This is a genomic window from Pseudomonas sp. St316 (genome assembly GCF_018325905.1).
In the GTDB taxonomy this organism is placed as follows: domain Bacteria; phylum Pseudomonadota; class Gammaproteobacteria; order Pseudomonadales; family Pseudomonadaceae; genus Aquipseudomonas.
In genome coordinates this window covers 4,921,786-4,934,684 of sequence record NZ_AP021901.1, presented here as the reverse complement: position 1 = coordinate 4,934,684, position 12,899 = coordinate 4,921,786, and the positions used below count along the sequence as shown (strand labels likewise).

The 12,899-nt window shown below is 62.3% G+C and carries 15 protein-coding genes; 13 read left to right on the top strand and 2 right to left on the bottom strand.

The window, feature by feature from the left end:
* Positions 1-11: 11 nt before the first annotated feature.
* The 8 genes from KI237_RS21960 to KI237_RS21925 all read left to right on the top strand — a co-directional run bounded on the left by KI237_RS21960 (position 12) and on the right by KI237_RS21925 (position 7,862).
* Complete coding sequence (locus tag KI237_RS21960) at positions 12-2,270, top strand: chemotaxis protein CheA (RefSeq protein WP_212797031.1); 2,259 nt, start codon at positions 12-14, stop codon at positions 2,268-2,270.
* A 48-nt stretch (positions 2,271-2,318) separates the two neighbouring features.
* The gene (locus KI237_RS21955) at positions 2,319-3,455 is read left to right on the top strand and encodes a protein-glutamate methylesterase/protein-glutamine glutaminase (protein WP_212797030.1); all 1,137 of its coding nucleotides are present in this window, start codon (positions 2,319-2,321) and stop codon (positions 3,453-3,455) included.
* Positions 3,455-4,195: a flagellar motor protein gene (locus KI237_RS21950; RefSeq protein ID WP_063322393.1), complete on the top strand. Its 741-nt coding sequence runs from the start codon at positions 3,455-3,457 to the stop codon at positions 4,193-4,195. The genes KI237_RS21955 and KI237_RS21950 overlap by 1 nt, the downstream gene beginning before the upstream one ends.
* A gap of 15 nt (positions 4,196-4,210) precedes the next feature.
* Positions 4,211-5,095, top strand: a complete 885-nt coding sequence (gene motD, locus KI237_RS21945) for a flagellar motor protein MotD (protein ID WP_212797029.1) — start codon at positions 4,211-4,213, stop codon at positions 5,093-5,095.
* A 49-nt stretch (positions 5,096-5,144) separates the two neighbouring features.
* Complete coding sequence (locus KI237_RS21940; protein ID WP_212797028.1) at positions 5,145-5,936, top strand: ParA family protein; 792 nt, start codon at positions 5,145-5,147, stop codon at positions 5,934-5,936.
* A 96-nt stretch (positions 5,937-6,032) separates the two neighbouring features.
* Entirely contained in the window at positions 6,033-6,908 is an 876-nt protein-coding gene (locus KI237_RS21935; RefSeq protein ID WP_212797027.1) for a CheW domain-containing protein, read from the top strand.
* Positions 6,909-6,980: 72 nt separating this feature from the next.
* Positions 6,981-7,466, top strand: a complete 486-nt coding sequence (locus KI237_RS21930) for a chemotaxis protein CheW (RefSeq protein ID WP_003199144.1) — start codon at positions 6,981-6,983, stop codon at positions 7,464-7,466.
* Positions 7,467-7,862, top strand: coding sequence for a DUF2802 domain-containing protein (locus tag KI237_RS21925; RefSeq protein ID WP_212797026.1), 396 nt, complete (start codon positions 7,467-7,469; stop codon positions 7,860-7,862).
* A 165-nt stretch (positions 7,863-8,027) separates the two neighbouring features.
* On the opposite strand, the gene KI237_RS21920 is transcribed toward KI237_RS21925, so the two are convergent.
* Positions 8,028-8,357, bottom strand: a complete 330-nt coding sequence (locus KI237_RS21920) for an EscU/YscU/HrcU family type III secretion system export apparatus switch protein (protein ID WP_212797025.1) — start codon at positions 8,355-8,357, stop codon at positions 8,028-8,030.
* On the bottom strand, positions 8,354-9,925 hold the full coding sequence (fliK, locus tag KI237_RS21915; RefSeq protein ID WP_212797024.1) for a flagellar hook-length control protein FliK: 1,572 nt from the start codon (positions 9,923-9,925) through the stop codon (positions 8,354-8,356). Before fliK ends, KI237_RS21920 begins: the two co-directional genes overlap by 4 nt.
* Before the next feature lie 198 nt (positions 9,926-10,123).
* On the opposite strand from fliK, the gene ccmA reads away from it, so the two are divergent.
* From ccmA to ccmE, 5 genes are all read left to right on the top strand, one after another.
* Complete coding sequence (gene ccmA / locus KI237_RS21910; RefSeq protein WP_109751365.1) at positions 10,124-10,759, top strand: cytochrome c biogenesis heme-transporting ATPase CcmA; 636 nt, start codon at positions 10,124-10,126, stop codon at positions 10,757-10,759.
* Positions 10,756-11,424 (top strand): heme exporter protein CcmB, encoded by a 669-nt coding sequence (gene ccmB / locus KI237_RS21905; RefSeq protein WP_003199151.1) that lies wholly within the window; start codon positions 10,756-10,758, stop codon positions 11,422-11,424. The genes ccmA and ccmB overlap by 4 nt, the downstream gene beginning before the upstream one ends.
* Before the next feature lie 94 nt (positions 11,425-11,518).
* Entirely contained in the window at positions 11,519-12,274 is a 756-nt protein-coding gene (locus KI237_RS21900; RefSeq protein ID WP_003199153.1) for a heme ABC transporter permease, read from the top strand.
* Positions 12,271-12,447 carry a heme exporter protein CcmD gene (ccmD, locus tag KI237_RS21895; RefSeq protein ID WP_003199159.1) on the top strand — a complete coding sequence of 59 codons (177 nt, stop codon included), beginning with the start codon at positions 12,271-12,273 and terminating at the stop codon, positions 12,445-12,447. Before KI237_RS21900 ends, ccmD begins: the two co-directional genes overlap by 4 nt.
* Positions 12,444-12,899, top strand: coding sequence for a cytochrome c maturation protein CcmE (gene ccmE, locus KI237_RS21890; RefSeq protein ID WP_212797023.1), 456 nt, complete (start codon positions 12,444-12,446; stop codon positions 12,897-12,899). Before ccmD ends, ccmE begins: the two co-directional genes overlap by 4 nt.

The window sequence follows — 12,899 nt, the reverse complement described above, 5'->3', positions numbered from 1 at the left end:
GCACCCCATTAATGAGCTTCGGCGCCGATGAAGAGATCCTTCAGGATTTCCTGGTTGAGGCTGGCGAGATTCTTGAGCAACTGTCCGAGCAATTGGTCGAGCTGGAAAGCCGGCCGGATGATGCGGATCTGCTCAACGCAATCTTTCGCGGTTTCCACACTGTAAAAGGAGGCGCCGGCTTCCTCCAGCTCAACGAGCTGGTGGAGTGCTGTCACATTGCCGAAAACGTGTTCGACATCCTGCGCAAGGGTGAGCGTCGCGTTGATTCGGAGTTGATGGACGTGGTGCTTGAAGCGCTGGATGCGGTCAACAGCATGTTCAGTGAAGTGCGCGAGCGCTCGCCGATCACCGCCGCCACCCCCGAGCTGCTCGCTGCGCTGTCGCGTCTGGCCGAGCCGCAATCGGCTGATGAAGCGGCTCCGGTTGCCGAGGCTGCGGTTGAAGAGCCGGTCGCCGAGGCATCGGGCGACATCACTGATAATGAATTCGAACAACTGCTGGACTCCCTCAATACCGTCAAGGCTCAGGCCGAGGCACCGGTCGCTCCGGCTGCACCCGCTGCGCCGGCCGCCGTTGGGGCTGCCAGCGATGAAATCACCGATGCCGAGTTCGAGTCACTGCTCGACCAGCTCCATGGCAAGGGCCAGTTCGCGCCTGATGCCGCGGTCCCGCCGGCGGCCCCGGCCGCCCCGAAAGCGGCGGGCGACAGCTCGGACATCACCGACGACGAATTCGAAGCCTTGCTCGATCAGTTGCATGGCAAGGGCACCTTTGCCGTTGACGCGCTGGATTCAGCCATCGCTTCGGCGCCGACACCGGCCAAGCCCGCTGCCGCTGTCGCAGGTGGCGACTTGATCAGCGACAACGAATTCGAATCACTGCTCGACGAGCTGCATGGCAAGGGCAAGTTCAGCGAAGTGGGTACCGCTTCTGCTGCGCCTGCCACCGCCACGGCGGCTGCACCGGCGGCCAAGGCAGTGCCCAAACCCGCTGCCAAGGCACCGGAACCCAAGGCCGAACCCGCCAAGCCTGCCGCTGCTGCGGCGCCGGCACCAGCCCGCGCGGCCGCGGCTGCGCCTGCGGAAAAACCGGCCAGCGAAGCCGAGACCACCGTCCGGGTCGATACCGCACGCCTGGACGAGATCATGAACATGGTCGGCGAACTGGTGCTGGTGCGTAACCGTCTGGTGCGCCTGGGCCTCAACAGCCAGGACGAAGCCATGTCCAAGGCCGTGTCGAACCTGGACGTGGTCACGGCGGACCTGCAGACCGCGGTCATGAAGACCCGCATGCAGCCGATCAAGAAAGTCTTCGGGCGCTTCCCGCGTCTGGTTCGCGACCTGGCTCGTCAGCTCAAGAAAGAAATCAACCTGGAACTGGTGGGTGAAGAGACCGACCTCGACAAGAACCTTGTCGAGGCCCTGGCCGACCCGCTGGTCCACTTGGTGCGCAACGCGGTCGACCACGGCATCGAGTCGCCGGAAGAGCGCGAAGCTTCAGGCAAGGTCCGCGGCGGCAAGGTGATCCTGGCCGCCGAGCAAGAGGGCGACCACATCTTGCTGTCGATCTCCGACGACGGCAAAGGCATGGATCCGAACGTGTTGCGTTCCATCGCGGTGAAGCGCGGTGTGATGGACAAGGATGCCGCCGACCGCCTGAGCGACACCGAGTGCTACAACCTGATCTTCGCCCCGGGTTTCTCGACCAAGACCGAGATTTCCGACGTGTCGGGCCGTGGCGTGGGCATGGACGTGGTGAAAACCAAGATTTCCCAGCTCAACGGTTCGATCAATATCTACTCGACCAAGGGCCAGGGCTCGAAGATTGTCATCAAGGTCCCATTGACCCTGGCGATCATGCCGACCCTGATGGTGATGCTGGGCAACCAGGCCTTCGCCTTCCCGCTGGTCAACGTCAACGAGATCTTCCACCTCGACCTGTCGCGCACCAACGTGGTGGACGGCCAGGAAGTGGTGATCGTACGGGACAAGGCACTGCCACTGTTCTACCTCAAGCGCTGGCTGGTCAGCTCCGCCGCTCACGTAGAGCAGGGCGAGGGCCATGTGGTGATCCTTTCGGTGGGCACCCAGCGGATTGGTTTCGTCGTCGACCAGTTGGTGGGCCAGGAAGAAGTGGTCATCAAGCCGTTGGGCAAGATGCTCCAGGGCACCCCGGGCATGTCCGGCGCCACCATCACCGGCGACGGCCGCATCGCGTTGATTCTCGATGTGCCAAGCATGCTCAAGCGTTACGCCGCCCGGCGTATTTGATTCTGGAGGGGCGTGGCCAAGGGCCGCGCCTCGTCTAACGGAGTGTTTATGGTAGTTAAAGTCCTGGTGGTGGACGATTCGGGGTTTTTCCGCCGCCGCGTCTCGGAAATTCTTTCGGCGGACACGAGTATTCAGGTCGTCGGTACAGCGACCAATGGCAAAGAGGCGATCGATCAGGCCCTGGCACTCAAGCCGGACGTGATCACCATGGACTACGAGATGCCGATGATGGATGGCATCACGGCGGTGCGGCATATCATGCAGCGCTGCCCGACGCCAGTATTGATGTTCTCGTCCCTGACCCATGAAGGCGCCCGGGTGACCCTCGATGCGTTGGACGCCGGGGCGGTGGATTTCCTGCCGAAGAATTTCGAAGACATTTCGCGCAACCCGGACAAGGTCCGGCAGTTGCTGTGCGAAAAGGTCCACAGTATTTCCCGCAGCAACCGGCGTGTCGGTGCCTACAGCGCACCCGCACCTGCACCCGCTCCAGTCGTGGCGCCAAGCCCGGCGCCGACGTCGTCGAGCAGCTTCAATCCGGCACCGGTACGCAGTGCTCCGGCACCGGCTCCTGCTCGTCCGGCGCCCGCCGCCAACGCATCGTCGCCGGCGCCCAAGCGCAAAGCCTACAAGCTGGTCGCTATCGGTACGTCCACGGGTGGCCCGGTGGCGCTGCAACGGGTCCTGACCCAGTTGCCGGCCAACTTCCCGGCCCCCATTGTGCTGATCCAGCACATGCCCGCAGCGTTCACCAAGGCGTTTGCCGAGCGCTTGGACAAGCTGTGCAACATCAGCGTCAAGGAAGCCGAGGATGGCGACATCCTGCGTCCAGGCCTGGCGTTGTTGGCGCCAGGTGGCAAGCAGATGATGATCGATGGCCGCGGCGCGGTGAAAATCCTGCCGGGCGACGAGCGTCTGAACTACAAGCCTTGCGTGGACATTACCTTCGGTTCCGCGGCCAAGTCCTACGGTGACAAAGTTCTGGCGGTGGTGCTCACCGGCATGGGCGCCGACGGTCGTGAGGGCGCGCGCCTGCTCAAGCAGGGCGGCAGCGCCATCTGGGCCCAGGACGAAGCGAGCTGTGTGATCTATGGCATGCCAATGGCCATCGTAAAGGCTGATCTTGCCGACGCGGTGTACGGATTGGACGACATTGGTAGACACCTGGTCGAGGCCTGCATGTAATGGATGTGCTCAGCCTGATCGGCATCGTCATGGCGTTCGTCGCCATCATTGGCGGCAACTATCTGGAAGGCGGTCATCTGGGCGCGCTGGCCAACGGCCCGGCGGCGTTGATCGTGCTCGGTGGCACCATTGGCGCGGCGCTGTTGCAGTCGCCCATGAGCGCGTTCAAACGCGCCATGCAAGTGCTGATCTGGATTCTGTTCCCGCCCCGTGTCGACCTCGCCGGTGGTATCGATCGAGTGGTGAACTGGAGCCTGACCGCTCGCAAGGAAGGCCTGCTGGGGCTGGAAGGGGTGGCCGATGCCGAGCCCGACAGCTACTCACGCAAAGGCCTGCAATTGCTGGTGGACGGCGCCGAGCCGGAAGCCATCCGCAGCATCCTGGAAGTGGATTTCTACACCCAGGAAAGCCGCGACATCGAAGCGGCCAAGGTATTCGAAAGCATGGGCGGCTATGCACCGACCATCGGCATCATCGGTGCGGTGATGGGCCTGATCCATGTGATGGGCAACCTGGCCGATCCATCGCAACTGGGCAGCGGCATCGCCGTGGCGTTCGTCGCCACGATCTACGGCGTGGCGAGTGCCAACCTGGTGCTGCTGCCGATCGCGGCCAAGCTCAAGTCCATCGCGTTGCGCCAGTCGCGCTATCGTGAAATGCTGCTGGAAGGGATCCTGTCGATCGCCGAAGGTGAAAACCCGCGCTCCATTGAGTTGAAGCTCCAGGGCTTCATGGACTGATGGGAGATATGGAAGATGGCACGTCGCAGGCATCGTGAAGAACACGTCAACCATGAACGCTGGCTGGTTTCCTACGCCGACTTCATCACGCTGCTGTTCGCTTTTTTCGTGGTCATGTATTCGATTTCGTCGGTCAACGAAGGCAAGTACAAAGTCATTTCCGAGGCCTTGATCGGTGTCTTTACCGATTCCGACCGCGCCCTCAAGCCGATCCCTATCGGTGATGAGCGGCCCAAGACCACTACGCCAGCCAAACCCTTGATCAAGGACAGCGAACAGGTCGATGCCGGTATCGCCGGCGGCAACGACCCGTTGAAAAGCATCGCCAACGACATCAGCGCCGCGTTCGGTGACTTGATCAGCTCCAACCAGATGACCGTGCGCGGCAACGAGTTGTGGGTCGAGATCGAGCTCAATTCCAGCCTGCTGTTCGGCAGCGGCGATGCGATGCCCAGCGACATGGCCTTCAATATCATCGACAAGGTGGCGGCGATCCTGAGGCCCTTTGACAATCCTATCCATGTCGAAGGCTTCACCGACGACCAGCCGATCCGCACTGCGCAATACCCGACCAACTGGGAACTGTCCTCGGCCCGTTCGGCGAGCATCGTGCGCATGCTGGCGATGCAGGGTGTGAACCCCGGTCGCCTGGCCTCGGTGGGCTACGGCGAGTTCCAGCCTGTCGCCAACAACGCCACGGCCGAGGGGCGTGCGCGCAACCGCCGGGTGGTGCTGGTGGTGTCGCGCAACCTCGATGTGCGTCGCAGCCTGACCGGTACCGGTACGGCCAATGCAACGCCGGATGCGGCATTGAAGCGGGCTGGCACACAAACTGCACCGGCTCCGGTCAAGTCGCCGGGAAGACAGAGTGCCGTCAATTCTCCGTCACCCGCTTTATAACCGAGCTATTTCTCGGTCGAGCCTGTTTCGGCCGGGAGGAACGATCCGAATGAGAGTCTGGGCAGTCGCCAATCAAAAAGGTGGTGTGGGCAAGACCACATCTTCCATCGCTTTAGCCGGGTTGCTGGCCGAGGCGGGCAAGCGCGTGGTCATCGTCGACCTGGACCCCCATGGCTCGATGACCAGCTATTTCGGTTACGATCCGGACAGCCTGGAGCACAGCAACTACGACCTGTTCCTGCACAAGGGCGTGGTGCCCGAGGGCCTGCCGGGGCAGTTGCTGTTGTCCACCAGCGACGAGCGGATTTCCCTGCTGCCATCGAGCACCGCCCTTGCCACCCTGGAGCGACAGTCGCCGGGGCAGAGCGGGTTAGGCCTGGTGATCGCCAAGAGTCTGGCGCAGCTGTGGCAGGATTTCGATTACGCGATCATCGATAGCCCGCCATTGTTGGGGTTGCTGATGGTCAATGCCTTGGCCGCCAGCCAGCAGTTGGTGATCCCGGTGCAGACCGAACACTTGGCCGTCAAGGGCCTGGAGCGGATGGTCAATACACTGGCGATGGTCAACCGCTCGCGTAAGCAGTCGCTGGCTTTCAACATCGTGCCGACCTTGTTCGATCGTCGCACCCAGGCGTCCTTGGGGACCCTGCGCGTGTTGCGGGACATGTACCCGGATGACATCTGGCAGGGCTATATCCCCGTCGATACCCGCCTGCGGGACGCCAGCCGTGCCGGCGTGACCCCTTCGCAGTTCGATGGCAAGAGTCGTGGCGTGCTGGCGTATCGGGCGCTGCTCAAGCATCTGCTGGCCCAGCAGCTCGTTCCACAGCAGGTGGCTTAAGGTGACGAGGCTTTCCACTGGCATTGTGTTCGCTTGCGAACGCTCAAGTCCTACCGCATTCATGCCGATAACCTCTTCAAGTGGCGCACTGTTCCTATGAGCCGCCCGATAAAGACAACCTCGCGTCCGCAAATGGCCCTGCAATCCTATCTGGATGGGCTGTTGCAGGAAGCGACCGAAGAATTGCCACCAGAGCCAAGCGTGATCGAGGCGTTGCCCGAGCCTGTCGAAGCCAAGGGTGTGCTGGATGAATTTCAGGCGGCCGTGCTCGAGGAGCAGGCCCGTGATGCACAGCAATCAGTAATGGCTGCAGCGGTCGAGGCTCCGTTTATCAAGCCCCAGGTTGCGGTCATGGACGCGCCTGCGCCGATCCTGGCGCCGGTCTCGACCGTTGCCCCGTTGCTGCAGGGCCTGGTGACGCCGGTGGTGGAAATCCACCTGCCGCCGAGCAACCCGCCGCCACCGGTGCCGGGCGACGACCGTCCGGCTTGGGCTGCCGAGCCGTTCGAGTGTTTGTTGTTCGATGTGGCCGGGTTGACCCTGGCGGTGCCGCTGGTATGCCTGGGATCGATTTATTCCCTGGCCGGGCAGGAATTGACGCCGTTGTTTGGCCAGCCGGAATGGTTCCTCGGGATCCTGCCGAGCCAGGCCGGCAACCTGAAGGTACTGGATACGGCGCGCTGGGTCATGCCAGACCGTTATCGCGATGACTTTCGCCAAGGCTTGCAGTACGTGATTTCAGTGCAGGGTTACGAGTGGGGTTTGGCGGTGCATCAGGTCAGCCGTTCGCTGCGCCTGGACCCGAACGAGATCAAGTGGCGCAGCCATCGAGGGCAACGGCCATGGCTGGCCGGTACGGTGATCGAGCATATGTGCGCCTTGCTGGACGTTTCCGAGCTGGCGGAGCTGATCGCCAGCGGCGGGGCAAAACACCTGGGCGGCAGCAAGAAGCCGGTCCAGAAACCGAAATAAGACAACCGGTGGCGCGCAGCGTCGCCGGACAGAATACACGCCGCCACAGGCGGTTTTTCGAGGGGTCAGGGTATGAATGATAAGGCGTCGTCTCAAAAGGGTTCTGAAGATCCGATTCTGCAATGGGTAACCTTCAAGCTCGATAACGAAACCTACGGCATCAACGTGATGCGCGTTCAGGAAGTGCTGCGCTATACCGAGATCGCCCCGGTACCGGGTGCACCGAGCTACGTGCTGGGCATCATCAACCTGCGTGGCAACGTGGTCACGGTGATCGATACCCGCCAGCGCTTCGGCCTGATGAATGCCGAGATCAGCGACAACACCCGGATCGTCATCATCGAAGCCGACAAGCAAGTGGTTGGCATCATGGTCGACAGCGTCGCCGAAGTGGTTTACCTGCGCCAGTCGGAAATCGAGACGGCGCCGAACGTGGGTAACGAAGAGTCCGCCAAGTTCATTCAGGGCGTGTGCAACAAGAACAACGAGTTGTTGATTCTGGTTGAACTGGACAAGATGATGAGCGAAGAAGAGTGGTCGGAACTGGAGAGTATCTGATTGATTCTTGAGGTAGCAGTCATTGTCCTGTTCCTTTTCTGGGCAGGCACGCTGGCGATGTTCTTGTCGTACATACGTGGCCAGCGGCAGATCGCCGCTCAGCAGGCCCAGGGCGATGCGCTGCGCGACCAGCGCATCAAGGACCTGGCCAAGCGGGTCGACGATTACCAGAACGGCACCGTGCGCATGGGCGAAGCGCTCCATGAGCTGCGTGCCGTGGTCGCGCCGTTGCCGGACAAGCTCGCCCAACTGGAACAGCGCGACCCCTCCAGCCTGTCCTTCGCCCAGGCCGCCCGCCTGGTGGGCATGGGGGCCAGCATCGACGAACTGACCCAAGCCTGCGGCCTGACCCAGGCCGAGGCGGAGTTGATGAGCAAGTTGCATAAGGGCAACTGATCGTCTTCACCCCCAATCCAATGTGGGAGTGAGCGTGCTCGCGATAGCGGTGTGACAGTCAATAGCGATGTTGAATGTGAATCCGTCATCGCGAGCAAGCTCGCTCCCACAGGTTTTTCTGGCGCTCACAGATTGGTCGTTCCAGCCCGGGCACCGCCGCGTTGATCAGTAGTCATCGCCGCGCTCGGTCACATCCTTTTCGACACTCGGCGCATTCGGGTCGTAGCCCTGGGGGAATTTGCCCTTGAGGTTCCAGGCAAACGCGATGATCTCGGCAATCGTGCGGTACAGCTCTTCCGGGATGCTGTCTCCCAACTCCATCCGCGCCAGGAGCTTCACCAGCTCGGCATTTTCATAGATCGGTACTTCGCTGTCCCGGGCGATCCGCAGGATTTCCTCGGCCAGGGCTTCGTCGCCCTTGGCGGTGAGGGTCGGGGCGTGGTGGCCGTCGTATTTGAGGGCGATGGCCTGGCGGGGTTCGGTGTGGGTTGTCATGCGGTTTCGTCCACCCAGCGTTGTTCCAAGCGAGTCTTGGGGCCTTGGGGCGGGGTGCCGAGGTGGCAGTCCAGTTCGCCGACGTTCAGGCCACAGGTCACCAGGCGTTCACGCAATGCTGTCAGGTTGCTTTCAATCAGGCTCGCGGTGTAAGGCCGTTCTGCCCACAACTGGCTGGACAGGCTGCCGCTGAGCAACTGCGCCTGAACCTGCAGTGGGCCGAGCGGCTCCATGTCGAACGCCAATTCCACCCGCCAGAGCTGCTGTTTTGGCTCGCGTTCTTCCCGGCGCTCGTTTGGTTCCTCCCGGGGCGGGGTTTCCTCGCGCTGGAACTTGACCTGCAACGGCACGATGTCCTGCAGGTTGCGCATCGGGATTTCCAATTGCCAAGTGCTCATCAACCGACCGTCATCGGTCAGGCCGGTCTGCTCCAGACTCGACAATTGATGGCTTTGCAGGCGTGACACGGCGGCAGCGGCCAGGCGCAGCAGGTGTTCGAGGTCGCCTTCTTCGTCCTGGCCTTTCATCTGGCGCGAGGGCAGGGGGAAGCTGGTGGGTTGCGGCTTGGCGCTGACCTGGCCGAGCATCCCCAGGGCGCTGCGTACGAAGCTCGGCAGGACTTGGGCCAACGTATTGGCGGCAATGATGGCGCTGAGGTTGGTGGAGGCGGGCAGGGCCGGTGTCAGTTGGGCGATCAGTTTCAGCAGGTCGCCTTTCATGTCCGGCGTCAGGCCCGGTGGTTGCCCGGCGAGCAACTTGCTTTCCAGGAATACCCCGCTGGCGACCATGGCTTGGGCCAACCCCTTGGGTGTGCTCAGTTGCTGGACATCCGGCAGGCCAGCCAGCAAGCGAGTCACCGCGGCGCGCAGCTCGGTGCCGGTGTCGTCAGTGGCCGGCAGGTTTTGCAGGGCGGTGATCAGGCTGTCCAGCGAGCCCTGGCGACTCACTTGGGTGACCAGTTGCTGGCTCACCGCCAGTTGCTCCTGGCGGTTGCTCAGCGGAACGAATTTCAGCGTCTGGGTATCTTGCACCTGGGCGCTCAAGAGCGTGCCGATACGCAGCGGTTGGGGGCTGTCGATGTCCAGGGTACTGCCAGCCTGGGCGGTGTTGAGCAGGCTCACCAGCGACCGATAGACCGCCGGCTGCCCGGGCAATGATGGCAACGCCTGGCTGGTCAGCACTTTGCCTTGCAGCAACGTGCCGACCGGCATCTGCGCCGTGTCGATGCGCGTCAAGGTGGCGACGCTGGAGGCCACGGCCTGCTGCACGGCAATCGCCAGATTGCTGGCGGACGGCTGGGTCACGGCCAGGCTGGTGCCCTGGGGGAGTGGCTGGGTGCTGGTGGCCTGCACGGTGGTCTGGCGGCCGCTCTCCAGGGTGACCTTGAGCAGCAGTTGGAAAGTCTGGTCGGCCTGCTTGAGCGACAGCACTTCGGCCCGGGCGGTCTGGCCCGAGCTGATCAGGCCTTCGGTCGGCACCAGCAGTTTGAGCAGCTCGCCATTGACCACCGGCGTACGCGTCGTTGCCGTGGCCTGGGGCAGCGGCAGGATGTTCATGTCGCCTGTCATTTGCGGTCTTACCTTGGGGAAATAAGCGCTCTTGAGAGTAGGTTAGGGCATGTATAATGCCGGCCGTCTTTCAGGGCGTGGCGAAAACCTCGCAATTGTTTGACGCAGCTCTGTGGAACAGGCCGTCAAAGCATCTATGCTGCACCTCTTTAACGGCCACTGCACCGCCGACTTGAACCGTATAAGGCCCGCGATCCCTTGACCAGTCCTCTCCTGCAAACCGTCGGCCTCGCCTGTGAGCGAGACTTGCGACTGCTTTTCGAAAATCTCGAATTGAGACTCTCGCGTGGCGATATGGTGCAAATCAGTGGTCCCAACGGCAGCGGCAAGACCAGCCTGCTGCGCCTGCTGGCCGGGTTGATGCAACCCACCGCAGGCCAGGTTTTGCTCAATGGTCAGCCCTTGCACAGCCAGCGCAGCGAACTGGCTCGCAACCTGCTCTGGATCGGCCATGCCGCCGGCATCAAGGATTTGCTGACCCCCGAAGAGAACCTCAGTTGGCTCTGCGCATTGCATACGCCGGTAGGGCGCGAGGCGATCTGGCAGGCGTTGGCGGCGGTAGGGTTGCGCGGTTTCGAAGACGTGCCGAGCCACACCTTGTCTGCCGGTCAACAACGCCGAGTGGCCCTGGCCCGGCTGTACCTGGACAGCCCCCCGTTGTGGATTCTCGATGAGCCGTTCACCGCCCTGGACAAGCAGGGCGTCGCGCAGCTCGAGGAGCATCTGGCCCGGCACTGTGAAAACGGCGGCATGGTGCTCTTGACCACCCACCATACGCTGGCGCGGATGCCGGCCGGTTATCGCAACATTGATCTGGGGAACTGGGCCGTATGAGTGTGTTTGGCCTGTTGCTTGCCCGCGAGGCGCGCTTGCTGTTCCGTCGTCCGGCCGAATTGGCCAATCCACTGGTGTTCTTCGCCATTGTCATTGCATTGTTCCCGTTGGCGGTCGGGCCGGAGACTCAATTGTTGCAAACCTTGTCTCCGGGGCTGGTCTGGGTCGCCGCGCTTTTATCGGTCCTGCTCTCGCTGGACGGGCTTTTCCGCAGTGATTTCGAAGACGGTTCACTGGAACAGTGGGTCCTTTCGTCGCACCCCCTGGCCCTTCTGGTTTTGGCCAAGGTACTGGCACACTGGGTTTTTTCCGGGCTGGCACTGGTATTGCTCTCGCCACTGCTGGCGATGATGCTGGGGCTGCCCGGTGCATGCATGCCGGTGCTATTGGTATCGCTGCTGCTGGGCACGCCGGTGCTGAGCCTGCTCGGTGCGGTGGGCGCGGCGTTGACGGTTGGGTTGAAGCGCGGCGGCCTGTTGCTGGCGCTGCTGATCCTGCCGTTGTATATCCCGGTCCTGATCCTGGGCAGTGGTGCCTTGCAAGCGGCGTTGCAAGGCATGCCCGCGACCGGTTATCTGCTGTGGCTTGGGAGCCTGACCGCCCTGGCGATAACCCTGACACCCTTTGCAATAGCCGCTGGCCTGAAGATCAGCGTCGGCGAATAATAACGAGGCCTGGTCAAAAACTGACCACTTCTTTGGAAGTAAAGGCTGCCCCGGCGGTTCGTGACGGCGAGCCGCAACCGTGATGGAAACAGCAATGAACTGGACCTGGTTTCACAAGCTCGGCTCACCCAAGTGGTTCTACGGCATCAGTGGCAAACTGCTCCCATGGTTGAGCATCGCGGCGCTGTTGCTGATTGGTTCTGGCGTGGTCTGGGGCCTGGCCTTCGCGCCGCCGGACTATCAGCAAGGCAACAGCTTCCGCATCATCTACATCCACGTGCCCACGGCGATGCTGGCCCAGTCCGTCTACGTGATGCTGGCGGTGTGCGGTGTGGTCGGGCTGGTGTGGAAGATGAAGCTGGCCGACGTGGCCCTGCAATGCGCCGCGCCCATCGGTGCCTGGATGACCGCCGTGGCACTGGTCACCGGGGCCATCTGGGGCAAGCCGACCTGGGGTTCGTGGTGGGTCTGGGATGCACGACTGACGTCGATGCTGATCCTGCTGTTCCTGTACTTCGGTCTTATTGCGCTGGGCAACGCCATCAGCAATCGTGACAGTGCCGCCAAGGCCTGCGCGGTACTGGCGATTGTCGGCGTGATCAACATCCCGATCATCAAGTACTCGGTGGAGTGGTGGAACACCCTGCACCAGGGCGCAACCTTCACCCTGACCGAAAAACCGGCGATGCCCGTCGAAATGTGGCTGCCGCTGTTGCTGACCGTGTTGGGTTTCTACTGTTTCTTCGGCGCGGTCCTGTTGCTGCGCATGCGCCTGGAAGTGCTCAAGCGCGAGTCCCGGGCCAGTTGGGTCAAGGCCGAAGTACAGAACAGCCTGGAGGCCGCTCGATGAGTTTCGCTTCATTCGGCGATTTCCTCGCCATGGGCCATCATGGCCTGTATGTCTGGTCAGCCTATGGCATCTGCCTGGTGGTGCTGGCCCTCAACGTGGCGGTGCCGATCCTGGCCCGCAAGCGGTATCTGCAACAAGAGGCGCGTCGTCTGCGCCGGGAGAACGGTCAGTGAATCCGCTGCGCAAAAAACGTCTTGTCATCATTCTTGCGATCCTGGTGGGTGTCGGTGCCGCGGTCGCCCTGGCTCTGAGCGCCTTGAAGCAGAACATCAACCTGTTCTACACCCCGACCCAGATCGCCAGCGGCGAAGCACCCAAGGACACCCGCATCCGCGCCGGCGGCATGGTGGAAAAAGGCTCGCTGGAGCGCTCCGGGGATTCCCTGGACGTGAAGTTCAATGTCACCGACTTCAACAAGACCGTGACCATTACCTATCGCGGCATCCTCCCGGACCTGTTCCGCGAAGGGCAGGGCATCGTCGCCCTGGGCAAGATCAACGCCGACGGCGTGGTGGTGGCTGATGAAGTGCTGGCCAAGCACGACGAAAAATACATGCCGCCGGAAGTGACCAAGGCTCTGAAAGACAGCGGCCAGTCGGCACCCGCTCCCGTGAAGGAGGGTTGA

Excerpts from the sequence above, each read along its gene's own strand:
- KI237_RS21930 (WP_003199144.1), top strand. The coding sequence starts at position 6,981 with ATGAATGATAAGGCGTCGTCTCAAAAGGGTTCTGAAGATCCGATTCTG.
- KI237_RS21955 (WP_212797030.1), top strand. The coding sequence starts at position 2,319 with ATGGTAGTTAAAGTCCTGGTGGTGGACGATTCGGGGTTTTTCCGCCGC.
- KI237_RS21960 (WP_212797031.1), top strand. The coding sequence starts at position 12 with ATGAGCTTCGGCGCCGATGAAGAGATCCTTCAGGATTTCCTGGTTGAG.
- ccmD (WP_003199159.1), top strand. The coding sequence starts at position 12,271 with ATGAGTTTCGCTTCATTCGGCGATTTCCTCGCCATGGGCCATCATGGC.
- KI237_RS21920 (WP_212797025.1), bottom strand. The coding sequence starts at position 8,357 with ATGACAACCCACACCGAACCCCGCCAGGCCATCGCCCTCAAATACGAC.
- ccmB (WP_003199151.1), top strand. The coding sequence starts at position 10,756 with ATGAGTGTGTTTGGCCTGTTGCTTGCCCGCGAGGCGCGCTTGCTGTTC.
- fliK (WP_212797024.1), bottom strand. The coding sequence starts at position 9,925 with ATGACAGGCGACATGAACATCCTGCCGCTGCCCCAGGCCACGGCAACG.
- KI237_RS21900 (WP_003199153.1), top strand. The coding sequence starts at position 11,519 with ATGAACTGGACCTGGTTTCACAAGCTCGGCTCACCCAAGTGGTTCTAC.
- motD (WP_212797029.1), top strand. The coding sequence starts at position 4,211 with ATGGCACGTCGCAGGCATCGTGAAGAACACGTCAACCATGAACGCTGG.
- KI237_RS21950 (WP_063322393.1), top strand. The coding sequence starts at position 3,455 with ATGGATGTGCTCAGCCTGATCGGCATCGTCATGGCGTTCGTCGCCATC.
- KI237_RS21935 (WP_212797027.1), top strand. The coding sequence starts at position 6,033 with ATGAGCCGCCCGATAAAGACAACCTCGCGTCCGCAAATGGCCCTGCAA.
- KI237_RS21940 (WP_212797028.1), top strand. The coding sequence starts at position 5,145 with ATGAGAGTCTGGGCAGTCGCCAATCAAAAAGGTGGTGTGGGCAAGACC.